Genomic DNA, 23,714 nt, shown 5'->3' on the forward strand with positions numbered 1-23,714 from the left:
CCGGGTGTTGGCATCCGCTTTGCAGTTAATGGAATGGTGGTTTAACACCCGCTTGGTCGGACAGTATGTGTTTAGTATTTGGTGCCGACCTGGTCATTATATGCGCCGTTATTTATAGTTTTTTAAACACGCCCGCTTGACATTGCCCTTGATGGCGGGCTTTTATGGTGATGTTGATTACAATTTCATAACAAGGGTGTTCCATATATTAGACACCTTTGCCAATGGCAACCGTAAAGTCGGGGTTTAACATGGACAGTATCAAAGGCTGGATGGAGAGCAATCGCATCACGGAAGTGGAGTGCCTGTTCCCGGATTTCACCGGCAATGCCCGGGGCAAGATCATCCCAGCCAACAAGTTTTTGCGCGAAGGGGGCATGCGTCTGCCCGAGGTGATTTTCACCCAGACGGTGACCGGTGAATATCCGGATGATGACAGCATGATCGACCCGCTGGAGCGGGACATGCAGCTCTATCCTGACCCCAACACCATCCGTTTTGTCCCCTGGGCGCTGGAGCCCACCGCGCAGGTTATCCACGACTGTTTTGATATCAACGGCAAGCTAATCGACATAGCGCCACGCTCAGTGCTGCGTCGGGTTCTGTCATTTTACGAGAAGCAGGGCTGGAAGCCGGTGGTGGCCCCCGAGCTGGAATTCTATCTGGTCAAGCGCAACGAAGACCCCGATTATCCATTGGTGCCACCGGTCGGTCGCAACGGCCGCCCGGAGACCGCCCGCCAGTCGTTCAGTATCGATGCGGTCAACGAGTTCGACCCGATTTTTGAAGATATGTATGACTACTGCGAGGCGCAGGAGCTGGAGGTTGACACCCTGATCCACGAGTCGGGTGCTGCCCAGATGGAGATCAACTTCCTGCATGGTGATGCCATCGATCTGGCGGATCAGGTGTTCCTGTTCAAGCGCACCATGCGTGAAGCGGCCCACAAGCACGGTATCTATGCCACCTTCATGGCCAAGCCGATGAGCGATGAGCCGGGCTCCGCCATGCACATCCACCAGAGCCTGGAAGATGCGAATGGTCGCAACCTGTTTGGTACCGATAACGGCGGCAACAGCGAGCAGTTCATGCACTTTATCGCCGGTCTGCAGAAATACACGCCAGCGGTGACCGCGCTGCTGGCCCCCAACGTCAACTCCTACCGCCGCCTGACTTTCGGTGAGAGCGCGCCGCGCAACGTCCAGTGGGGCGTAGAGAACCGTACCTGCGGCCTGCGGGTGCCCTTCTCCGATCCGAGCGCCCGTCGGGTAGAGAACCGCTTTGCCGGTGCCGATGCCAACCCCTATCTGGCGCTAGCCGCCACTCTGGCCTGTGGCTACCTCGGCATGATGGAGAAGCTGGAGCCGCTGCCGGAGATGAAGTCGAGCGCTTACGAGCTGCCCTATAGCCTGCCCCGTTCGCTGGAGGAGGCGCTCAGTCATCTCGAGCAGTGCGAACCCATCAAGGAGATGCTGGGTGAGCGCTTTATCCGTGCCTTCGTTGCGGTAAAACGCAAAGAGTATGAAACCTACTTCGGGGTTATCAGTCGCTGGGAGCGGGAGTTCCTGCTGCTCAACGTCTGACCCCGGGGGCGGCCAGCCCCTGTAACGGGGAGGCCAGAGTCGGCCTCTCCGGTCCCTGTATCCAAGACACCGGAAACGAGCCAGGTGGCGATATGCCACCTGTGAGTGGCAGTGGCTGCGAACGTGCCAGCCCGCCTGACTATTTGACGCCAGAATCCTGCTAAATCGAAGGCGCAGGGGAGCAATACATGCAGCTGACACCCGTGAGTGGCAGTGACTGCGGATATGCCAGCCCTCCTGATGAATTGACAAAATAATCCTGCTAAATCGAAGGAACCGAGGAGCAATACATGCAGCAGACAACCCGTGAGTGGCAACAGCTGGATGCCAGCCACCACCTGCACCCCTTTACCGACTTTCAGGCCCTGAACAAGAAGGGCTCGCGCATCATCACCAAGGCCAGCGGCGTCTATCTCGAAGATTCCGACGGCCACCGCATTCTCGACGGCATGGCGGGCCTGTGGTGCGTCAACATGGGCTATGGCCGACAAGAGCTGGTGGATGCAGCCACTCGCCAGATGCAGCAGTTGCCCTACTACAACCTGTTCTTCCAGACCGCTCACCCGCCAGTGATCGAGCTGGCGACCCTGCTGGCCGAGGTGACCCCAGCTCATCTCAATCGTGTTTTCTTTACCGGCTCCGGCTCCGAGTGCAACGACACCGTGCTGCGGATGGTGCGTCACTACTGGGCCAGCAAGGGTCAGCCTGACAAACAGGTGATCATCAGTCGCCACAACGCCTACCACGGCTCTACCGTGGCGGGGGCGAGTCTCGGCGGTATGAAGGGGATGCATGCCCAGGGTGGCCTGCCCATTCCCGGCATAGTGCACATCGATCAGCCCTATCACTTCGGTGAGGGGCAGGGGATGAGTGCCCACGAGTTCGGGCTGGAGCGGGCCCGTCAGCTGGAGCAGAAGATTCTGGAGCTGGGGGTGGACAAGGTGGCCGCCTTTATCGGCGAGCCGATCCAGGGGGCGGGCGGCGTCATCATTCCGCCTGACAGCTACTGGCCGGAGATCCAGCGGATCTGCGATCACTACGGCATTCTGCTGATCGCCGACGAGGTTATCTGCGGTTTTGGCCGCACCGGCCACTGGTTTGCCAGCGAAGGGTTTGGCATCAAGCCGGATCTGATGTGCCTGGCCAAGGGGATCACCTCCGGCTACCTGCCGCTCGGCGCTGTGATGGTGAGCGACCGGGTTGCCAAGGGGCTGGTGGAGGAGGGGGGCGAGTTCAATCATGGCTTCACCTACTCGGGCCATCCGGTCTCTTGCGCCGTGGCAGTGGCCAATATCCAGCTTATGCAGAAAGAGAGCATAGTTAAGCGTGTCCATGATACCATCGGCCCCTATTTGCAGCGCCGCTGGGGGGAGCTGGCCGATCATCCGCTGGTGGGGGAAACCCGTGGCCGCGGGCTGGTGGCCGCGCTGGAAATAGTGCAGGACAAGCAGACCAACCGGCGTTTTCCGGCGCACGCAAATGCGGGGATGACCTGTCGGGAGTTCTGCTTTAACAATGGCTTGGTGATGAGGGCGGTAGGCGATACCATGATCATATCGCCCCCCTTGGTGATCACCGAGGAACAGGTTGATGAATTGGTCAATCTGGCCAGGCGCAGTCTGGATCTGACAGCCGCAAAGCTGAAAGGTTGAGGTGGGTCGGGCAGGTTGGCATGCGCATACAATTTGCTTAGGAGACAAGGATGATGTCTTTCAAAACAGGAGTGATCGCTGCCTCTGTGGCTCTGGTCATGGCAAGTACCGGAGCAATGGCTGAAGAGAAGGTGCTGCACGTCTACAACTGGAGCGACTACATAGCGCCGGATACCCTGGATAACTTCCAGAAGGAGACGGGGATCAAGGTGGTCTATGACGTGTTCGACAGCAACGAGGTGCTGGAAGCCAAGTTGCTGGCGGGCAGCTCGGGTTACGATATCGTGGTGCCGTCCAACCCCTTCCTGGCCAAGCAGATCAAGGCGGGCGTGTTCCAGAAACTGGACAAGTCCAAGCTCTCCAACTGGCAAAATATGGACCCCAACCTGCTCAAGGCGCTCGAGCCGAGCGATCCGGGTAACCAGTACTCCATCCCCTATCTGTGGGGTACCATCGGCTATGCCTACAACGCCGAGAAGGTGAAGGCCGTGCTGGGTGCCGATGCCCCGATCAACTCCTGGGATCTGGTGTTCAAGCCGGAGAACATGGCCAAGCTGAAAGAGTGCGGCGTCTCCTTCCTCGATTCGCCGACCGAAATGCTGCCGGCTGCCCTGCAATATCTGGGTTTCAAGCCAGATAGCCAGAAACCGGACGAGTTAAAGCAAGCCGAGGCGCTGTTCCTCTCCATCCGCCCCTATACCGCCTATTTCCACTCCTCCAAGTACATTTCGGATCTGGCCAACGGCAACCTCTGCGTCGCGGTCGGTTACTCCGGTGACTTGCAGCAGTCCAAGGCGCGGGCGGCAGAGGCCAACAACGGCGTGACGCTGACCTACACCATACCGAAAGAGGGGGCGGGAAGCTTCTTTGACATGATCGCCATTCCGGCGGATGCCAAGAACGCCGAGGCGGCCCACACCTTCATCAACTACCTGATGAAGCCGGAGGTCATCGCCAGTATCACCAACGTGGTGCAGTTCCCGAACGGCAACAAGGCGGCGACCCCGCTGGTGGATGAGGCGATCCGCACCGACCCGGGTATCTACCCCGATGCGGCGACCCTGCAGAAGATCTACACCTTCCCGGATCTGCCGGCCAAGGTGCAGCGGGTGATGACCCGCAGCTGGACCAAGATCAAGTCCGGCAAGTAAGTGACGAGTGCCCCTCCCGGTCTGCGGTTCGGCCGGGAGGATAGTGATGCCATCCAACTGGATGGGCCGCGCGAATGGATGCGCAGACGGTTAACCACTGAACAGGAGAACTGACCCCGTGAACACAACCAAGTCGATAACCCTCGCGCTGACCATGGGATGGGTGAGTGCAGCTCAGGCGGAGCCTGTGTTGCACTTCTACAACTGGTCAGACTATATCGGCGAGACCACTCTCAGCGATTTCCAGCAGGTGACCGGGATCAAGACCGTCTACGACGTGTTTGACTCCAACGAGACCCTGGAAGGCAAGTTGCTGACGGGGCGGACCGGTTACGATTTGGTGGTGCCCTCCAACAATTTTCTGGCCAAGCAGATCCAGGCAGGAGCTTTCCAGAAGCTGGATAAATCCCTGCTGCCCAACATGGCCAACCTGGATCCCGTGCTGCTCAAACAGCTCGACAAGGTGGATCCGGGTCATCAGTACGCGGTGCCCTATCTGTGGGGGACCAATGGCATCGGCTACAACGTCGACAAAATCAAGGCGGTGCTGGGGGTCGACAAGATTGACTCCTGGGCCACTATCTTCGAACCGGAAAAAATGGCGAAACTCTCTCGCTGCGGCGTCGCCTTCCTCGACTCTGCCGACGAGATGATCCCTGCCGCCCTCAACTACCTCGGACTCGATCCCAACAGTCATGCGACGGGAGATATCAAGCAGGCCGAGGCGCTGCTGCTCAAGGTGCGGCCCTATGTGGCCTACTTCCACTCCTCCAAATACATTGGCGATCTCGCCAATGGCGACATCTGCGTGGCGGCCGGTTTTTCCGGCGACATCCTGCAAGCCGCTGCCCGCGCTGATGAAGCTGGCAAGGGGGTCAAGATCGCCTACAGCATTCCGAAAGAGGGGGGCAATCTGTGGTTCGACATGATGGCGATCCCGTCCGATGCCACCAATGTCAAAGAGGCGCACGCCCTCATCAACTACGTCCTCCAGCCCGAGGTGATCGCCAAGGTCAGCGATTATGTGGGCTACGCGAATCCCAACTCAAGGGCGGGTGAGTTCATGGCGGAGGCGGTGCGCAACAACGAGGAGGTTTATCCGCCTCAGGCCGTGCTCGAGCGGCTGTATGTGCAGCAAGCACATCCCCGCTCGGTACAGCGTTTAATCACCCGGAGTTGGACCAAGATCAAGTCCGGTACCTAACCTTGGTGCCCGTTCGGGGGCGCCAAATCGCTTTTATGGATCGGCCACGAGGTCGGTATCACGTTGGGGAGTTTGGTAATGGCGATAGCCTCCAGTGCCTATAAGAAAGCCCTTGAGGGCAGCCAGCAGCGCAAAGAAGTGCTGGTGAAGATTGATCGGGTAAGCAAGCAGTTCGACGAAACGCTGGCGGTCGATAACGTATCTCTCAATATTCACAAGGGGGAGATCTTCGCCCTGCTCGGCGGTTCCGGTTCCGGCAAATCGACCCTGCTGCGGATGCTGGCCGGTTTCGAGCGCCCGACCGAGGGGCGGCTGTTCCTCGATGGGGTCGACATCACCGACATGCCACCTTACGAGCGTCCCATCAACATGATGTTCCAGTCCTACGCCCTGTTCCCCCATATGACGGTGGCGCAGAACATCGCTTTTGGCCTCAAGCAGGATGGCCTGCCCAGAGCCGAGATCGATGCGCGGGTGGAGGAGATGCTCAAGTTGGTGCAGATGACCCAGTATGCCCGTCGCAAGCCGCACCAGCTCTCCGGTGGTCAACGCCAGCGGGTGGCGCTGGCCCGTTCGCTGGCCAAGCGTCCCAAGTTGCTGTTGCTCGATGAGCCGATGGGAGCACTCGACAAGAAGCTGCGCTCCAAGATGCAGCTGGAGCTGGTGGAGATCATCGAGCGGGTCGGCGTGACCTGCGTCATGGTGACCCACGATCAGGAAGAAGCCATGACCATGGCGGAGCGGATCGCCATCATGCACCTCGGTTGCATCGAGCAGATCGGCAGCCCGATGGATATCTACGAGACTCCGGCCAGTCGGCTGGTGTGCGAGTTCATCGGTAACGTCAACCTGTTCGACGGCCTGCTGGTCGAAGATGAGCAGGATCATGCCATCATCGCCTGCGCCGATCTGGATCAGCCCATCTATGTGGGCCACGGCATCAGCTCCCGCGCCGAGAACAAGAAGGTGACCTACGCCCTGCGGCCGGAAAAATTGCTGATGAGTCTGCAAAAGCCGGAGGAGATCGAGCACCCGGACTTCAACTGGACCAAGGGTGAGGTCTATGACATCGCCTATCTGGGCGGCCACTCGGTTTATCACATCAAGTTGCCTTCGGGCAAAATCGTTCAGGCTTTCATCGCCAATGCCGAACGCCACGGCAAGCGGCCAACCTGGGATGACCAGGTGTTCCTCTACTGGGAAGATGACAGCGGCGTGGTGCTGCAATCATGACGTTCGTGCAACGACTGAAGCGGGTTGGGGGGCGCCGGCTGGTGATCGGCATCCCCTTCTTCTGGCTGTTCCTCTTCTTCCTGCTGCCCTTCATCATTGTGGTGAAGATCAGTTTCGCCGAAGCGGATGTGGCGATCCCCCCTTACACCGACGTGGTGAGCTGGGCAGACAATCAGCTCACTATCCTGCTCAACATGGGCAACTACCTGTTGCTGCAGGAGGATGAGCTCTATATCGCGGCCTATCTGGGCTCCCTCAAGATGGCCTTTATCAGCACCCTGCTTTGCCTGCTGATTGGCTATCCGATGGCCTACTCCATAGCGCGGGCCAACAAGGAGACCCAGACCGTGCTGCTGCTGCTGATCATGATGCCGACCTGGACCGCCATTCTGATCCGGGTCTATGCGTGGATGGGGATCCTCAGCAACAACGGCCTGCTCAACAGCTTCTTGCTGGGGATCGGGGTGATCAACGAGCCGCTGCAGATCCTCAACACCAACCTGGCGGTTTATATCGGCATCGTTTACTCCTACCTGCCGTTCATGGTGCTGCCGCTCTACGCCAATCTGGTCAAACATGACCAGAGCCTGCTGGAGGCAGCCTCCGACCTGGGTGCCCGCAACCTGACCCGGTTCTGGCAGATCACAGTGCCCCTCTCCAAGAACGGCATTATCGCTGGCTGCATGCTGGTGTTTATTCCGGTGGTGGGGGAGTTCGTTATCCCGGAAATGCTGGGCGGCCCGGAGACCCTGATGATCGGTAAGGTGCTATGGCAGGAGTTCTTCAACAACCGCGACTGGCCGGTAGCCTCTGCGTTGGCGGTGGTGATGCTGGCGGTGCTGATCATTCCGATCATCCTGTTCAACCGTAATCAGGCCAAAGAGCTGGAGGGCAAGGCATGATGAGACGTTTCGGTTTTGCCAAATTGATGCTCTGGCTGGGGCTGCTGTTTATCTACCTGCCCATGGTCATCATGGTGATCTACTCCTTCAACGCCTCCAAGCTGGTGACGGTGTGGGGCGGTTGGTCGCTCAAGTGGTACTTCGGCCTGCTCGACAACAAGCAGCTGATTGGGTCTGTGTTCCGCTCGCTGGAGATCGCCTTCTACACCGCGATCGCCGCGGTGGCGTTGGGGACGGTGGCGGCTTTCGTGCTGACCCGGATCCCCCACTTCCGTGGCCGTACCCTGTTCGGCGGCATGGTGACGGCGCCGCTGGTGATGCCCGAGGTGATCACCGGTCTGTCGCTGTTGCTGCTGTTCGTGGCGATGGCCCAGCTGGTGGGCTGGCCCGCCGAGCGGGGCATGCTGACCATCTGGATCGCGCACACCACCTTCTGTACCGCCTATGTGGCGATCGTGGTGTCAGCGCGGTTGCGGGAGCTGGATCTCTCCATCGAGGAGGCGGCGATGGATCTTGGCGCCAAGCCGTGGAAGGTGTTCTTCCTGATCACCATCCCGATGATCGCCCCCTCGCTGGCGGCAGGCGGCATGATGTCGTTCGCCCTGTCGCTGGATGACCTGGTGCTGGCGAGCTTCGTCTCCGGCCCGGGCTCCACCACGCTGCCGATGGAGGTCTTCTCGGCGGTGCGGCTCGGGGTGAAACCGGAGATCAACGCGGTGGCCAGTCTGATCCTGCTGTCGGTATCGCTGTTTACCTTTGGTAGCTGGTATCTGATGGCTCGGTCGGAGAAGCGTCGTCGCGCCGAGATTGCCATGACTATCCAGATGCAGGCCGTGGTCTGACGTCATGATAAGATCCGCCTACTCTCGTCAACCTGGAGGATGAGTATGCGGATCTCCCTTTTTAGCGGTCGCGGCACCGAGTTGGTGCCAGGCCTCATCAGTGCCATTCACAAGCAACCGATTTCTGCGCCAGTTCGCTGTACCTTTGCCGGTCTGGAAGGGGATGAACAGTGTGACCAGCGCCACCACGGTGGCCCGGATCGGGCGCTCCACTACTATCCTGCTGATCACTATCTCTGGTGGCAGACCTGGCAAACCGCGCTGGGCTTGCCTGCGCCACGTACCCCCTGGCAACCCGCCGCCTTTGGCGAGAATCTCTCTGGCCTTGGGCTGACCGAGGCACAGGCATGCATTGGCGATGTCTATCGACTCGGTGAGGCGCTGATCCAGATCAGTCAGCCGAGATCCCCCTGCTTCAAGCTCAACCAGCGCTTTGGCTATGGCCAGCTGTCGCAGGTTATGCAGCTCAATGGCCGCTGTGGCTGGCTGCTGCGGGTGCTGGAGGAGGGCATGATCGCGCCCGACGCGACCATGGAGCTGGTAGACAGACCCTATCCCGAACTGACGGTGAAGCGTACGGCGGATATCCTGTTCAATCAGGTGCGCAACGAAGCCGACTTGCTGTTGCTGCTGGAGAATCCGGCCCTCTCCCCCAACTGGCGCCAGCATGCAGCCGACTGGCTGGAGCATGGCACTGTGGCGGACTGGCAGCGTCGCTTGCTGGGGCCGGAGTCGATGCGGTTAGGTTGAGTCCTGGATGCCAGTATGTCACCGTCAGGATACAGCAGGGTAAACAGGCTGATCCGGCGCGTGATTGGTGAGCATCTGGTCGCTTTTTTCTGAGCTAAATGCAGAAAAGACTTGTGTCAGCACGGTCCTTTCGGTAAATTCCCGTCCCGCAGACATCGGTGTGTAGCGCAGCTTGGTAGCGCACTTCGTTCGGGACGAAGGGGTCGGAGGTTCGAATCCTCTCACACCGACCAAATTTGAAAAGGCCGCTCAATAGAGCGGCCTTTTTGCATTTGCTTTTTACCGTTTGTTGCCATTTCCCCTGCTGACCTGCCGATAGCCCAAGACTCTACGAGTCATGATTGCCCGTTAATGTTGCGGGTTCACGGCGCGCGGCGCCACACTTTGCCTATCCGCTATCCGCTATCCGCTATCCGCTATCCGCTATCCGCTATCCGCTATCCGCTATCCGCTATCCGCTATCCGCTATCCGCTATCCGCTATCCGCTATCCGCTATCCGTTTCAGCTTGCGATGGCAGCCCACTCTTTCTGGGTAGGGCGGGGTAGAGAAGCGGTAAGCCAGTGAGATATGGAAGAGATGGGTAAAGGTTGGGTATAAGCAGACGGGGCTTATTGTGCATGGAGCTGTCGGTAGTGGGGCTGCTGCGGACATTAAAAGGGCCACCGCTTGGTGGCCCATCGGTGGAGTCTGATCCTGACTCCGGCACTCTAGATTGTGGCAATCTCGCTATGGGTCTTGTCTATGGTGCCCTCCTTGCGCGCCAGGCGCTTACTCAAATATGCCAGTGCTGATGCCGCAATGCCTTGAAACTGTGTTGAGGCAGCAAGGCCGCGTGCTTGGGGTACTCACTAATGAAATGTTCTATTCCCTCCATCAGTTGTGCACGTAATGAACTCACTGGCTCATGCCAGGCTTGCAGGCATAAATGGCCGGGGATCAACTGCTCCTGATAATCTTCCAGCAGTTGCTCTGGCCAGGGTTCAACGCCGGAATTGCGTTGCAGTAAATAGTGGGCGGCGGGTTCTCGGGCATAAATGAACTGAATTTGGGCCATATCGCGTTGGCATAGCGTTTGACTGTTGATATGACAGGTCAAATATTTTCCCGTTTTCAGATCCAAAAAATGTCCGCGTTGCCGACAGGGGACGATGCGATACCAAGGCAGGGGTGAGGAGAGAGAATACCCCTCAAGCTCCTGTTCCAACCAGTGGCGACACTCGGGTGTCTGCACCTCGTTGAGCATGTACTCGAGCTGTGTCAACAAGGTTCTGGATGGTTTGATCGCCAGTTTCGCACTCATCGCCTGCAATCCTCCCTCTGCACACAATCCCGACTATGAGTATGGACCTTGTTCGGCTAGAGGGGGTAAGGAATCTAATGATTAAAAGTGGATTAGCAGCGTGGTTTTTATGCACTAACTTGGTTCAACCCACCAGATAGGTGCCGGTACCAAAGGCGATGTGGGTGCCCTCTTCGTTGTGCAGCTCCATCCGGGCGACGGCGACCTTGCTGCCAGCCCGGATAATGTGGGCGGTGGCGATAAACTCGTTGCCACGCCCCGGGCGCAGGTAGTCAACTCGCAGATCTATGGTGCCCAGGCGGGCGAAGCGCTCCTTGAGATAACTGGGAGAGAACTCCTCCAGCTCGTCGATGCAGGAGGCGGCGACTATCATGCCGCCGGCCACATCCAGCAGCGTGGCGGTGACGCCGCCGTGCAGGATGTTGTGGAAAGGGTTGCCGATCAACTTCTCGTCCATCTTGATGCGCAGTTCCACCTTGTCGAAGTCGTAGTGGGTTACCTGCATGCCGATCAGTTTGTTGAATGGCATCCGTTCTGCGAACAGATTGGCAATACCACTGAGCGCCATCTTCTTGAGCATCTGTTTCATTCTCTGATCCCAATCCTTGTCATCAAAGCCGAGTAAAAACTCCAGCCAGTCTGCAACAGTTCCTTAACAGTCGCAATGGCAGGTTTATTGTGGGCGGCTGCTGCTTTAGAATGGCGACCCCAAAGGAGAGCCCATGACCGCGATTGCCGAAATCCTGCCAGATTCTCAGCCAGAGAGCCCGCTTGCCCTGCTGCAGGCGGTATTCGGCTACCAGCAATTTCGGCCGGGCCAGCTGGAGATCATCGAGCAGATAGTGGCGGGGCGTGATGCCATGGTGCTCAAGCCCACCGGTGGTGGCAAGTCACTCTGCTTCCAGATCCCGGCGCTGCTGCGGCCAGGGCTCGGGGTGGTGGTCTCTCCGCTGATCTCCCTGATGAAGGATCAGGTTGATAGCCTGCGCGCCAACGGTGTGGCGGCGGTCTACATCAACTCGGCCCTGAGCCGGGAGGAGATGATCCAGAACTTCGCCGCCATGCGTCGCGGCGAGATCAAGCTGGTTTATGTCTCCCCCGAGCGCTTGTTGCAGCACGAGTTTATGGACCGGCTGGCCGAGCTGCCGCTCGGGCTGTTCGCCATCGACGAGGCGCATTGCGTCTCCCAGTGGGGCCACGATTTCCGGCCAGAGTATGCGGCGCTGGGGCGGCTCAAACAGTGGTTCCCGCAGGTGCCGGTGGTGGCGCTCACCGCCACCGCCGACGAGGCGACCCGCAGCGACATGCTGCATCGCCTTGAGCTGAATGACCCCTTCATCCACACCGCCAGCTTCGATCGCCCCAATATCCGCTACAGCCTGGTGGAGAAGTTCAAGGCGGCCGAACAGCTGCTGCGCTATGTGCAGAGCCAGAAGGGCAACTGCGGCATCGTCTACTGCTCCAGCCGCAATCGGGTGGAGGAGGTAGCCGAGCGGCTATCCCGCCACGGCTGCAAGGCGGCGCCCTATCATGCCGGGCTGCCGCTCGAGCAGCGCCAGCAGACCCAGGATGCCTTCCTCAAGGATGACGTCGAGATCGTGGTGGCGACGGTGGCGTTCGGCATGGGCATCGACAAGCCCAACGTGCGCTTCGTGGTGCACTACGACATTCCGAAGAACATCGAATCCTACTATCAGGAGACCGGTCGTGCCGGTCGCGATGGCACCCCTGCCGAGGCGCTGCTGCTCTACGATCCTGCCGATATCGGCCGGGTGCGCCGCCTGCTCGACAACATCGAGAATCCCCAGCAGTTGCAGGTGGAGCAGTACAAGCTCAACGTGATGGCGGCCTTTGCCGAGGCGCAGACCTGCCGCCGTCAGGTGCTGCTCAACTATTTTGGCGAGTACAACGACAAGCCGTGTGGCAACTGCGATATCTGTCTCGATCCGCCCAAGAGCTATGACGGCACCGAAGATGCCCAGAAGGCGCTCTCCTGCGTCTGGCGGGTGGGGCAGAACTTCGGGGTGGGTTATGTGGTGGAGGTGCTGCGCGGCTCGCTCAACCAGCGCATCAAGGATCACGGCCACGACAAGCTGTCGACTTACGGCATCGGCAAGGATCAGAGCCACGAATACTGGATGAGTGTGATCCGCCAGCTGATCCACAAGGGGCTGCTGACCCAGAACATCACCCGCAATCTGGTGCTGCAGCTGACCGAAGCGGCCCGCCCGGTGCTGCGCGGCGAGACCAGGCTTGAGCTGGCGGTGCCCCGCTTGCAGCCTATCTCCAGCCGCAAGGAGAAGCGCAACGGCCTGCTCGACAATGCCAACTACGACAAGCGCCTGTTCAAGGAGCTGCGCGGCCTGCGCAAGCAGATCGCCGAGGATGAAGAGGTGCCGCCCTACGTGGTGTTCAACGATGCGACTCTGGTGGAGATGGCTCAGCTGATGCCGATGACCGAGGACGAGATGCTGGCCATCAACGGCGTCGGCCACCGCAAGCTTGAACGTTTCGGTGAAGCCTTTATGGACCTTATCATCGACTACTGTCGTCGTTAGGGTCGATTAGGCAGCCTAATCGACCACTGTAAGCGCGGCTCGGAAGAACCTAGGGTCAGACGCGAGGTTATTTCAGGCTGGCGTAGAAGGCCGCCAGATTGTCGATATCCGCCTCGGTCAGCGGCGCCATGAAGGGGTCCATCAAGGGCTCTTTGCGGCTGCCATCCTTGAACGCTTTCAACTGTTTCACCAGATAGGCGGCATTCTGACCCGCCAGATGGGGATAGTTGGGGATCATCGCCTTGCCTTCCACGCCGTGACAGGCGGCACAGACCGCTGCTTTGGCTTTGCCGGCCTCGATATCTGCAGCCTTGGCCTGATGACCCCACGCCAGTGCCAGCAAGGGCAGGGCATATACCCATTTTTGCATCTTCTTCTCCTTGAATTGAAAAATGATGGTTGCCAGTTAGCGCAAGCATGGCTGACGGCAGTATAAAGAGTGACACGAGCATACGCAGGGACGAATGGCACAACCATGAAGCTGATCAACACTTTTGCGACCGAGTTGCCCTGGGCCTGTGAGTCCGTGGCTCCCCAGTCGCTGCAGCAACCCCGGTTGCTTCATCTCAACCGGGCTTTGCTGGATGAGTTGGGGCTGGGAGGCGTCAGCGAGGCTGACTGGATCGCCTGTTGTGGCGAGGGAAAAGTGCTACCCGGCATGCAGCCGGTGGCTCAGGTCTATGCTGGCCATCAGTTCGGGGGTTACAGCCCCCGGCTCGGGGATGGTCGGGCGCTGTTGTTGGGGGAGCAGCTGGCGCCGGATGGCCAGCGCTGGGATCTGCATCTGAAGGGGGCGGGTAAAACACCGTTCTCCCGTTTTGGCGACGGCCGTGCCGTGCTGCGCTCCAGCATTCGCGAGTATCTCGCCTCCGAAGCGCTCCATGCCCTTGGCATCCCCACCACCCGAGCGCTGGTGCTGGTGGGCAGCCGTGAGCCTGTTTACCGCGAACAGGTCGAGATGGGGGCGACCGTGCTGCGTACCGCCCCCAGCCATCTGCGCTTCGGCCATATTGAGTATTTCGCCTGGAGCGGGCAGGGGGAGAAGATCCCGCCGCTCATCGATTATCTGCTGCGCCACCACTTCACAGAGCTGGAGAATGGCGCCGAACTGTTTGCCGAGGTGGTGCGCCGCACCGCGCGGCTGATTGCCAAATGGCAGGCGGCGGGCTTCTGTCACGGGGTGATGAACACCGACAACATGTCGCTGCTCGGCCTGACTCTGGATTACGGCCCTTACGGCTTTATCGATGCCTACGAGCCCGATTTTGTCTGCAATCACTCGGATCCTGCGGGGCGCTACGCGCTAGATCAGCAGCCTGCGGTCGGTTACTGGAATCTGCAAAAGCTGGCGCAGGCACTGGCTGGCCATGTAGATGGTGATGCGCTGGCTGCGGCGCTGGCCCAGTACGAGCAGCAACTGATGCTGCACTACTCCGAACTGATGCGCGCCAAACTCGGGTTGGCGGTGTGGGAGGAGGATGACCCAGCGCTGTTTCGCGAGCTGTTCCGGCTGCTGGCAGCTCACAAGGTGGATTACCACCTGTTCCTGCGCCGTCTCGGCGAGGTGACGCGAGAGAGTGCCTGGCCCGCGTCTCTGCTGGCCCTGTTGCCTGATCTGCGCGTTTGGCAGGAGTGGCTGGAATGCTATCGGGTGCGGCTGGTGCACGAAGGAAGCGATGATGCGGTGCGCAAGGGGCAGATGGATGCCATCAATCCCAAGTATGTGCTGCGCAATGCGTTGGCTCAGCAGGTGATCGATGCCGCCGGCGCAGGGGATATGCAGCCGTTCGCGCGGCTGTTCACCGCCCTGCAGCGTCCCTATGATGAACAACCCGAATATGAGGATCTCGCCACCCCGGATCCTGCATGGTATTGCGGTGGCGAGCTCTCCTGCAGCAGCTGAGAGACAGGGAATGAGTTGGCAGATCAAACAGGTAGATACTGAAGCTGGTGTGGTGATGCTTGATTGCCCGACGCTCGACTGGGACACGTTTCCGGTGTTGGCGCAGGCCTTGCTGCGAGAGTGGGAGTTGCAGCCGCTCGAGCAGGATGTGGGCGCCGACCGCCACAGCTGGCTGCTGGAGTTTGAGGGGAGCCAGTTTCGGCTGGAGTATGAGCATCATAGCGGTTGCTGGCTGGAGGCGGTGCGTCCGGCGGATCGGGAGGTGCTGCTCTGGCTCGCCAGGCAACACAAGGGGTAACAATCGGCCGCAAGGCCTGTTCTGCTACTGACCAATCCGGGTGAGCGCAATCGCATAGAGATTGAACTATCGGTTTTGGGGCGTATAATCTCGCCCCTCGATTATCGCCAATGGTGGCGGTATGGGTTCCCTAACCCCATTAACCAAAAAGGTCACAAGATGAATCTGACCCCTGCGCAGTACCAAACGGCGCTTGTTCGCCTGTCGTTGTTCCACATCCTGATCATTGCCAGCAGCAACTATCTGGTGCAGCTGCCGATCACTGTATTTGGCTTCCATACCACCTGGGGTGCATTCAGCTTCCCATTTATCTTCCTGGCGACCGACCTGACGGTGCGGATTTTCGGTGCCGGTCTGGCGCGCAAGATTATCCAGACCGTGATGCTGCCTGCGCTGGTGGTCTCCTATGGACTCTCCGTGCTGTTCTTCGAGGGCAGTTATCAGGGCATGGGCAATCTGGCCGAGTTCAACCTGTTTGTGGCGCGTATCGCGCTGGCCAGCTTTATGGCCTATCTGGTGGGGCAGTTCATGGATGTGGTGGTGTTCAACCGACTGCGACTGATGAAGGCCTGGTGGGTTGCCCCGGCGGCGTCCACCCTGTTCGGTAATCTGGTCGATACCATCGCCTTCTTCAGTGTGGCCTTCTGGCGCACCACAGATCCTTTCATGGCAGAGCACTGGGTCGAGATCGCAACCGTCGATTACGTATTCAAGTTACTGATAAGCCTTGGTTTGTTCGTGCCACTCTACGGCGTCTTGCTGCGTTACCTCAGCCGCAAGCTGGTGGGCGAGGCCGGATTATCCAGCCTGCAAACGGCCACCCGACAAGTCTGATGAGATTGACCACCCTTCACGGTGGTCAATTTTTTTGCACTATTCTACAAATAGCGCTTGCTCATTTAAATGAGAATGATTATTGTTAACTTGTTTTCCGGGAAAGACTTCATTCGTTCCAACGTGATGGACTTCTTGTGAAGGCACGACATTGCTCACATTGCTTCCAGTTAAGGGCCAGTTTATCTGGCCCTCTTTTTTTGTCATTTTTCAGCAAGTTGCAGGCATAAAAAACGGGAGCCAAGGCTCCCGTCGTCACTCTGTCTGTGGCTTACTCGATATCGAGTGCCTCGGGGGAGAGGATCACCCCTGTGGTATCGGCATAGAGGTGGTCATCGGGCAGGAAGGTCACGCCACCGAAGTTGACCGGTAGATCGGTCTCCCCCACATCCTTGCTGTCGGCTCCGACCGGAATGGCTGCCAGTGCCTGAATGCCGATATCCAGATCTTCCAGAATATCGACTTCGCGGACGCAGCCGTAGCAGACAATCCCTTCCCAATCGTTCTCGGCCGCCGTCGTGGCGATGTCGCTGTCGATCAGGGCGCGGCGCATGGAGCCACCGCCGTCGATCAGTAATATGCGACCGACCCCGTTCTCTTTAACGAGTTCACGGATCAGGCCATTTGATTCGAAGCATTTGACGGTGGTGATGACGCCGCCGAAAGAGGAGCGGCCACCGAAGGAGCAGAGCATGGGTTCAAGCACATCCACCATGTCCTGATAGATGTCGCACAGTTCAGAAGTATTGTATTCCATAGTGTCAAATCCACGGCTGGAAACAGGTGCAACCAGTATAAGGAGTGGGGGGGGCATTTCAATGAATATTCCTTGTACAGGCAACCCACCGCGGCTTTTCTGCTTAAGCTCAATGCAGTTCATCCTTTGTCTGTGTGAGGTCCACCGTGCTGATCCGTCATAAGTTGATCCTGAATACCGTGCTGGTTGCCGTCGCCATGATGGTGCTGAGTGGCCTGTTTCTTTACTCCAGTCAGGTTAATCGCCATCTGACCGATGCCCAGCGCCATGTGGACCAGCTGGAGATCGCCATGCTCAATTTGCGGCGAGCCGAGAAGGATTTCCTGATCCGCAAGGAGATGGCTTTTGCCGAACGTTTCAATCAGGGGCTGGCCGATTTTCATCAGCTGGATCAGAACATGAGCAGCGATGACAACCTTGCAGCTGCGCAGGTGGAGCTGGTTCGGCTGGATCAGCAGATGACGGCTTATGGCAAGGCCTTCAACGACTTGGTGGCACAGCAGCAAAAGATTGGACTAGGGCCGGAAGATGGCCTCTATGGCAAGCTGCGGGCAGCAGTGCATGAGGTAGAAAATGGGCTCAAGCAGCTGGATCAGCAGGGGCTGCTCATCACCATGCTGCAGCTGAGACGGGCGGAGAAAGATTTCATGTTGCGCTCCGACATCCAGTATCTGGATCGCTTCGAGACGTTGCACAAGGGCTTTCAGGATAGCCTTACAGCCCTACCGGAGGCGGATCGCGGCAAGCTGGAGCAGGCCAGCAAGCAGTACCGGCAGGATTTTGTTGCCCTGGTGCAGGGGATGCAGGTGTTGGGTCTGAAAGACGAAGAAGGGCTGCGCAACCAGATGCGCGAACTGGTACATCAGACCGAACAGGGATTTGTTGCGGTCGACCGGCATATCGCCGACCAGCTGGAGCAACAGACCGCGCGTCTGAATCTGCTGATGCTGGTCTGCGGCGGCATCATCATAGTGCTGATCGGCACCATGAGCGTATTGCTGGGTCGCAGCATCGACCGCCCCATTACCCGGGTGAACGATACGGTCAACCGCATCCGCCAGGATAATGATTTGTGTCTCAAGATCGAGCTGCAGGGAACCGACGAGATGGCGCAACTGGCAGGCAATCTTGACGTGATGCTGGGCGGGTTCCGCAACCTGATCGGCGATGTGAAACAGAGCGTGCACACCCTGACCGAAGCGGCGGACCACCTCTCGGCCAACGTCAAACGCACCAGCGAGGGGGCGGCGCGCCAGTTGCAGGAGACCGACATGGTGGCGACCGCTTCCACCGAGATGGGATCCACCATTGAGGAGATCGCCCGCAACACCGAACAGGCGGCCAACAATGCCCAGGCCACCAATAACAAGGCGCAGGAGGGACGCACCGCGGTTGAGAGCACCGTCAGTCAGATCCGCTCGCTGGCGGGCAATCTGGAGATCTCGTCCCGAGAGGTGGGACAGCTACAAAAAGAGAGCGAGACCATCGGCTCTGTGCTTGACGTGATCCGCGGTATTGCCGAGCAGACCAACTTGCTGGCGCTCAATGCCGCCATCGAGGCCGCACGGGCGGGGGATCAGGGGCGTGGTTTCGCGGTGGTGGCGGACGAGGTGCGCAGTCTCGCGATTCGCACCCAGAAATCGACTCAGGAGATTGCCGGTATCATCAGTTCCCTGCAAAAACAGACCGGCAGTATCGTCGAGGTAATGGCGACTTGTCGTGAGCAGGGTAGCCGCAGCGCGGAGCAGGCCAGCACCGCAGGGGCGCTGCTGGGGCAGATCACCCAGGATGTCACCCTGATCATGGACATGAGCACCCAGATAGCGGCAGCCATCGAACAGCAGAGCCTGGTGGCCAACGAGGTGAACCGCAACGTCAACAACATCCGCGACATAGCCCAGGAGTCGAGCACCATGGCGGAGGAGAACGCCAGATCCAGCCAGGGCCTTAACGAGCAAGCTCAGCTACTGAACAAGGCGGTGGCGAAATACCGGGTTTAGTGATCGGACAGGTATCCTTGCGAGGTTTTTGTCCCTGAGTGGCAATGATTTGATCCTGATGGCTGTTATTGGGGGCATTCGCTCATATAATCGCCGCCATTATGATGATTCGGAAGGATTCGATGGCAAAGTTGCTGGTGGCTGCATTCGGGCTGCTCTGTTCTTGTCTGGTGTTGGCAGGTTCGGCGCCCCAGGCTACTCCACTCAAGCCCGGCATGGAGCCGCTGCTCAGTTGGTTAAGCGGTGACTTTTCGAGCAAGGAGCAGGCTGGCTATGATAGCCGCTTTACCAGCGCCGAACTGCGGCTGAGGGAGATCTGGCCCGGCTATCAGGGGTATCGCTGGGTCTATGCCGAACAATACCTGACCCTGCGTTCCATCCGTCCCTTCCGTCAGCGCGTCTATCGCTTCTCACCCGCCCCTGACGGGCGGATCCTGATGGCCGAACTGACCATGCCCAGAGCTATCGATTTTGCTGGTGCCTGGCGTCAACCCGCTTTGCTCGACAGTTTGACCCCGCAACAACTCTCACTGCGTCACGGTTGCGAGATTTGGCTGAGCCGGACGGCATCCGGTGAATACGCTGGTCATACCCGGGTGGGGCACTGTGCTACCGACTTTGGCGGGGCCAGCACGCTAGTGCAGCATATCTGGATTGGGCCGAATAGCATTCGACTGCTGGATCGCGCCTATGACAATCAGGGAGGGTCTCGCTGGGGCAGTCCGGGGGAAGGCTATGTCTATTTACGCAAAAGCAGCGAACGCGGATATTAGCACCGGGTATCCCATCGGCTGGGATACGAAAATTGCGGGCATAAAAAAGGCGCCGATAGGCGCCTTTTTCAGAATTTTTCAGAAGTAAGATTACTTCTTGGCAGTCAGGCCACCAAAACGCTTGTTGAACTTGTCTACGCGGCCGCCGCTAGAAACTTCTTTCTGCTTACCGGTGTAGAACGGGTGGCATGCAGAGCACACGTCCAGGTTCAGATCTTTACCCAGGGTAGAGAAAGTGTTGATGACATTACCGCAGGAGCATTTGCAGGTGATGGCGACGTACTCAGGATGAATATTAGCTTTCATGGACAACCTCAATTAATAGGCCGTGTCGCCATCCGATCTCTTGTCGGACACCACACGATTGTTGAACACAGTTTCAAAGGCTGCGAATAATATAGGAAATGCCTGAGATCAGGCAAGTGGCTTCGCAGAAAAAATAGGCAACCCCTGGTGAATTGTTCCCAAATGCTGGATCTGGTTCGTGTCGCTGTCCCGGTACCGTTACGCCGTCACTTCGACTATCTCTCCCCCCTGCCATTACCGGCGCCCGGTTGTCGGGTCGAGATCCCCTTCGGTCCGCAGACTCTTGTGGGTTTGGTGGTGGATCACCCAACCGAGAGTCAGGTGCCCCGCAACAAATTAAAACCCTTGAAAAGGGTGCTCGACACGACCCCTGTGTTGGGGGCCGACATCCTCGCGCTGATGAACTGGAGCGCCAACTACTACCAGCATCCGCTGGGAGAAGTGCTGCCTCACGCCCTGCCAGTGCTGGTGCGTAAGGGAGAGCCCGCCGCCTATCGGGAGCTGGAGTTCTGGTTTGCCACCGAGGCGGGGATAGCGATCGACCTCAACGAGCTCAAGCGGGCGGCCAAACAGCAGCAGGCCCTCGCCCTGCTGCGCAAGGGGCCACAGACTCCATCCGCGCTCAAGCAGGAGGAGATCCAGAGTGCCGCGCTCACTGCGCTGGAGAAAAAGGGGTTGCTGGAGAAGCGCAGCCTGGAGCCCAGCCACGATAGTGACTGGGCAACCCGTTTTGACGCGGGGGAGGGGCTGCGTCTCAACAGCGAACAGGCGTTGGCGGTGGCGACTGTCACCAGCCAGAGCGATCAGTTCGGCGCCTTCTTGCTCGATGGCATCACCGGCTCCGGCAAAACCGAGGTCTACTTAAGCATCCTCGAGCCGCTGCTTCGGGCTGGCAAGCAGGTGCTGGTGATGGTGCCGGAGATTGGCCTCACCCCGCAGACCATCAACCGCTTCCGCCGCCGCTTCAAGGTGCCGGTGGTAGCGATGAACTCCGCCATGAACGATCGGGAGCGGCTCGACGCCTGGCTCGCCTGCCGCGATGGCGGCGCCGCCATCCTGATCGGCACCCGTTCTGCGGTGTTCACCCCGTTTCACAACCTCGGCATCATCATCATCGACGAGGAGCATGACGGCTCTTTCAAGCAGCAGGACGGCTTTCGCTACCACGCACGGGATCTGGCGGTGATGCGGGCCCATCGCGCAGGTATTCCGATCCTGCTCGGTTCGGCCACCCCCTCGCTGGAGACCCTGCACAATGCCAGAACCGGCAAGTACCACCACCTCACCCTGACCCGGCGCGCCGGCAATGCCCAGACCGCCCGTCAGGTGATTCTGGATATCAAGAACGTGCGGCTGCAGGCCGGGCTATCCCCCCAGCTGGAGCAGTTGATGGGGTCGCATCTGGCGGCGGGCAATCAGGTGATGCTGTTCCTCAACCGCCGCGGCTATGCCCCATCGCTTATCTGCCACCAGTGTGGCTGGAGCGCTGCTTGCGAGCGCTGTGATGCCTGGTACACCTGGCATCAGGCTGGGCGACGGCTGCACTGCCATCACTGCGACAGCGTGCGTCCGCTGCCCCACAGCTGCCCCGAGTGCGGCAGCAACGAGCTGATTGGCTCGGGAGTGGGCACCGAGCAGCTGGAGCAGCTGCTCACCACGGTTTTCCCGCAATACCCGGTGGTGCGTATCGATCGGGACAACACCCGCCGCAAGGGAGAGCTGGAGACCCATCTCGGCGACATCAAGGCGGGCAAGTACAAGATCCTGATCGGCACCCAGATGCTGGCTAAAGGCCACCACTTCCCGGATGTAACCTTGGTGGGGCTGCTGGATGTAGATGGCGCCCTGTTCAGCGCCGATTTTCGCGCCGCCGAGAAGCTGGCCCAGCTCTACACCCAGGTGGCGGGCCGTGCCGGTCGCGCCAGCAAACCCGGGTTGGTGGTGCTGCAGAGCCACCATCCGGAGCATGCCCTGCTGCAGGATCTGACCCAGAACGGTTACGGCCACTTTGCCGATACGGCGCTGAAAGAGCGTCGTCTGCTGGGGCTGCCGCCATTTAGCTATCAAAGTTTGTTCCGGGCTGAGGCTACGGGTCGCGACGAGGTGCAGTTGTTCCTTACCCGCCTCGCCGATACCCTGCGCAGCGCCCGCTATCCCCATCTGCAGGTGCTGGGACCCATCAGTGGCTTTATGGAGCGCAAGGCGGGCAAGTTCCGTATGCAGTTGCTGGTGCAGGGGCCGAACCGGGCACCGCTGGCCCAGTTGCTGGATTGGGCGGTGAAGGAGCTGGAGGGCTGGCCGGAGACCAAAAAGGTGCGCTGGAGTCTGGATATCGATCCCACCGAGCTGAGTTGATGGTGCCGGAGCCGGTCACGGGCAGTTCTCGCCAGCGACCGAGCGGATTATTCGGTTACAAGGTTCAGACCCGCAGATCGATCTGCTGCACCCAGCCCCCCTTGCCCTGTTCGGTGAGGTAGAGGCCGGATTGGCGCAGCACTCCCTGATTGCCGCTCTCCCCCAGGTGGGTGAAGGGGGTGTCGAGGGGGCGCAGCAGAATGGCGCCGATCCCCAGCTCGACCAGCGCGATGGGGGCGTGCTCGGGATGCCAGAACTGCAGAGCTGAAAACTGGCTATCCCCCTCATCCAGCACCCCGTTGCCATCCTCATCCAGGGTTGCCAGCTCGCCGAAGCCATTGCCGGAGCGGGCGCCAAACAGCTCGCCGCCATCGTCTATGGTGCCGTTGCCATTGCGATCCAGCGCCACGAAGCCGCTCCCTTCACGCAGGCCCGGCAGGCTGTCCTCCTTGCCATCCTGATCGATATCGAAAGTGACCCGCACCTCGGTCAGATCGGCAATCTTGCCATCCAGACTGAGCACCAGCGGATCCTTGAGAGCATTGAGGGTGGTGCGCCGCTGGCTCACCTCCAGCTGACGCCAGTCGAGCACAAAGCCGAGATCCAGCTGCAAGTTCTGACCATCCCGAGTCGCTACGCTGGCTGACGCTACCACCTTGAGCTGCTCCTGTTGCAGCAGGGTGTCTGTCACCTCCACCAGTTGATCCGGCTCGGCGGCCTGAGCTGCAGCGTCTCCTTGCATTACCCCTTCACCCCCCTCTTCGGCGGGTTTTATCGGCTTGGGCAGCTCGATTTCGTGGCCCAGCATCGCCTCGATCATCAGCTTGATCAGCCGCTGGCGGTTATCCAGTCCGTCATCGGGCATGCCGTTATCATCCTGTTTGACATCGGTTGCCGGGGGCGGGGCTGGCATCGCGCCAGCCTGCGGGCTGGTGGCAGCGCGGTTGGTGGCTTGCAGCGTCAGGGCGCTGGCCTGCATCAGGGTGAGATTGGTTCGCGGCTCGTCAGATGAGGTGGCGCGTGTGCGGTTATCTGGCGGGTTGATAGTGGGGGGCACGGGCCCGAGGTTGCGCACCTTGCGGCTCTGGGCCTGTTGTTGCCGGTATTGCACCTCCCCCTGGAGGTCGTAGTGATCGATGCGCATACATTCGCCCTCGGCGCTATACATCTGGTCAGTTATCGACCAGTCAATGAGCAAGGCTTAACACCAAATCGGACTAATCACGGAAGTGGTTAGTACTATGTCGCAAGGTGGCGGCGTGGCAGGATGGCAAGAGGCTGGATGGTGGCGCTGTTGTTGAACATCTTCAA

The 23,714-nt window shown here is 59.3% G+C and carries 21 protein-coding genes and 1 tRNA gene; 16 read left to right on the forward strand and 6 right to left on the reverse strand.

Annotation, left to right across the window (positions count from 1 at the left end):
* Window positions 1–251 precede the first annotated feature (251 nt).
* From CK911_RS17970 to CK911_RS18010, 9 genes are all read left to right on the forward strand, one after another.
* Window positions 252–1,583, forward strand: a complete 1,332-nt coding sequence (locus tag CK911_RS17970; RefSeq protein WP_042018338.1) for a glutamine synthetase family protein — start codon at window positions 252–254, stop codon at window positions 1,581–1,583.
* A gap of 290 nt (window positions 1,584–1,873) precedes the next feature.
* Entirely contained in the window at window positions 1,874–3,235 is a 1,362-nt protein-coding gene (locus CK911_RS17975; RefSeq protein ID WP_098971677.1) for an aspartate aminotransferase family protein, read from the forward strand.
* Window positions 3,236–3,288: 53 nt separating this feature from the next.
* Window positions 3,289–4,386 carry a polyamine ABC transporter substrate-binding protein gene (locus CK911_RS17980; protein ID WP_083221027.1) on the forward strand — a complete coding sequence of 366 codons (1,098 nt, stop codon included), beginning with the start codon at window positions 3,289–3,291 and terminating at the stop codon, window positions 4,384–4,386.
* A gap of 118 nt (window positions 4,387–4,504) precedes the next feature.
* Window positions 4,505–5,590, forward strand: a complete 1,086-nt coding sequence (locus CK911_RS17985; RefSeq protein WP_098971679.1) for a polyamine ABC transporter substrate-binding protein — start codon at window positions 4,505–4,507, stop codon at window positions 5,588–5,590.
* 78 nt (window positions 5,591–5,668) lie between these two features.
* Window positions 5,669–6,823, forward strand: a complete 1,155-nt coding sequence (gene potA / locus CK911_RS17990) for a polyamine ABC transporter ATP-binding protein (RefSeq protein WP_068978166.1) — start codon at window positions 5,669–5,671, stop codon at window positions 6,821–6,823.
* A complete protein-coding gene (locus tag CK911_RS17995) occupies window positions 6,820–7,725 on the forward strand; it encodes an ABC transporter permease subunit (RefSeq protein WP_098971681.1) in 906 nt (301 codons plus the stop codon). Before potA ends, CK911_RS17995 begins: the two co-directional genes overlap by 4 nt.
* Window positions 7,725–8,567, forward strand: coding sequence for an ABC transporter permease subunit (locus tag CK911_RS18000; RefSeq protein WP_042018465.1), 843 nt, complete (start codon window positions 7,725–7,727; stop codon window positions 8,565–8,567). The genes CK911_RS17995 and CK911_RS18000 overlap by 1 nt, the downstream gene beginning before the upstream one ends.
* A gap of 45 nt (window positions 8,568–8,612) precedes the next feature.
* On the forward strand, window positions 8,613–9,317 hold the full coding sequence (locus tag CK911_RS18005) for an MOSC domain-containing protein (RefSeq protein ID WP_098971683.1): 705 nt from the start codon (window positions 8,613–8,615) through the stop codon (window positions 9,315–9,317).
* Between the two features lie 156 nt (window positions 9,318–9,473).
* A tRNA-Pro gene (locus CK911_RS18010) sits at window positions 9,474–9,550 on the forward strand.
* A 541-nt stretch (window positions 9,551–10,091) separates the two neighbouring features.
* Here CK911_RS18010 and CK911_RS18020 read toward each other — a convergent pair.
* Both CK911_RS18020 and CK911_RS18025 read right to left on the reverse strand, forming a co-directional pair.
* A complete protein-coding gene (locus CK911_RS18020) occupies window positions 10,092–10,619 on the reverse strand; it encodes a hypothetical protein (protein ID WP_042018327.1) in 528 nt (175 codons plus the stop codon).
* Window positions 10,620–10,743: 124 nt separating this feature from the next.
* Window positions 10,744–11,208: a thioesterase family protein gene (locus CK911_RS18025; RefSeq protein ID WP_172954051.1), complete on the reverse strand. Its 465-nt coding sequence runs from the start codon at window positions 11,206–11,208 to the stop codon at window positions 10,744–10,746.
* A gap of 133 nt (window positions 11,209–11,341) precedes the next feature.
* Between CK911_RS18025 and recQ the strand changes: the two genes are divergently transcribed.
* Window positions 11,342–13,177: an ATP-dependent DNA helicase RecQ gene (gene recQ / locus CK911_RS18030; RefSeq protein ID WP_098971687.1), complete on the forward strand. Its 1,836-nt coding sequence runs from the start codon at window positions 11,342–11,344 to the stop codon at window positions 13,175–13,177.
* Between the two features lie 67 nt (window positions 13,178–13,244).
* On the opposite strand, the gene CK911_RS18035 is transcribed toward recQ, so the two are convergent.
* A complete protein-coding gene (locus CK911_RS18035) occupies window positions 13,245–13,547 on the reverse strand; it encodes a c-type cytochrome (RefSeq protein WP_075113735.1) in 303 nt (100 codons plus the stop codon).
* Between the two features lie 105 nt (window positions 13,548–13,652).
* On the opposite strand from CK911_RS18035, the gene CK911_RS18040 reads away from it, so the two are divergent.
* From CK911_RS18040 to CK911_RS18050, 3 genes are all read left to right on the forward strand, one after another.
* Window positions 13,653–15,080: a YdiU family protein gene (locus CK911_RS18040; RefSeq protein WP_098971689.1), complete on the forward strand. Its 1,428-nt coding sequence runs from the start codon at window positions 13,653–13,655 to the stop codon at window positions 15,078–15,080.
* A 10-nt stretch (window positions 15,081–15,090) separates the two neighbouring features.
* Window positions 15,091–15,378 (forward strand): DUF3630 family protein, encoded by a 288-nt coding sequence (locus tag CK911_RS18045; RefSeq protein WP_098971691.1) that lies wholly within the window; start codon window positions 15,091–15,093, stop codon window positions 15,376–15,378.
* Between the two features lie 159 nt (window positions 15,379–15,537).
* Window positions 15,538–16,212, forward strand: coding sequence for a 7-cyano-7-deazaguanine/7-aminomethyl-7-deazaguanine transporter (locus CK911_RS18050; RefSeq protein ID WP_098971693.1), 675 nt, complete (start codon window positions 15,538–15,540; stop codon window positions 16,210–16,212).
* 271 nt (window positions 16,213–16,483) lie between these two features.
* Here the strand turns inward: CK911_RS18050 and rraA are convergent, their stop codons facing one another.
* Window positions 16,484–16,969 carry a ribonuclease E activity regulator RraA gene (gene rraA / locus CK911_RS18055; RefSeq protein ID WP_042018316.1) on the reverse strand — a complete coding sequence of 162 codons (486 nt, stop codon included), beginning with the start codon at window positions 16,967–16,969 and terminating at the stop codon, window positions 16,484–16,486.
* Between the two features lie 146 nt (window positions 16,970–17,115).
* On the opposite strand from rraA, the gene CK911_RS18060 reads away from it, so the two are divergent.
* Both CK911_RS18060 and CK911_RS18065 read left to right on the forward strand, forming a co-directional pair.
* Window positions 17,116–18,969 (forward strand): methyl-accepting chemotaxis protein, encoded by a 1,854-nt coding sequence (locus CK911_RS18060; RefSeq protein WP_098971695.1) that lies wholly within the window; start codon window positions 17,116–17,118, stop codon window positions 18,967–18,969.
* Window positions 18,970–19,091: 122 nt separating this feature from the next.
* Window positions 19,092–19,742, forward strand: coding sequence for a chromophore lyase CpcT/CpeT (locus CK911_RS18065; protein WP_098971697.1), 651 nt, complete (start codon window positions 19,092–19,094; stop codon window positions 19,740–19,742).
* A 90-nt stretch (window positions 19,743–19,832) separates the two neighbouring features.
* Here the strand turns inward: CK911_RS18065 and rpmE are convergent, their stop codons facing one another.
* Window positions 19,833–20,048, reverse strand: a complete 216-nt coding sequence (gene rpmE, locus CK911_RS18070) for a 50S ribosomal protein L31 (RefSeq protein ID WP_033129027.1) — start codon at window positions 20,046–20,048, stop codon at window positions 19,833–19,835.
* Window positions 20,049–20,195: 147 nt separating this feature from the next.
* Here rpmE and priA point away from each other — a divergent pair, with 147 nt between their 5' ends.
* On the forward strand, window positions 20,196–22,403 hold the full coding sequence (priA, locus tag CK911_RS18075) for a primosomal protein N' (protein WP_098971699.1): 2,208 nt from the start codon (window positions 20,196–20,198) through the stop codon (window positions 22,401–22,403).
* Window positions 22,404–22,467: 64 nt separating this feature from the next.
* Here the strand turns inward: priA and CK911_RS18080 are convergent, their stop codons facing one another.
* On the reverse strand, window positions 22,468–23,571 hold the full coding sequence (locus CK911_RS18080) for a hypothetical protein (protein WP_172954052.1): 1,104 nt from the start codon (window positions 23,569–23,571) through the stop codon (window positions 22,468–22,470).
* Between the last annotated feature and the right edge of the window lie 143 nt (window positions 23,572–23,714).

Source organism: Aeromonas sp. CU5, from assembly GCF_002586745.1.
In the GTDB taxonomy this organism is placed as follows: domain Bacteria; phylum Pseudomonadota; class Gammaproteobacteria; order Enterobacterales; family Aeromonadaceae; genus Aeromonas; species Aeromonas sobria.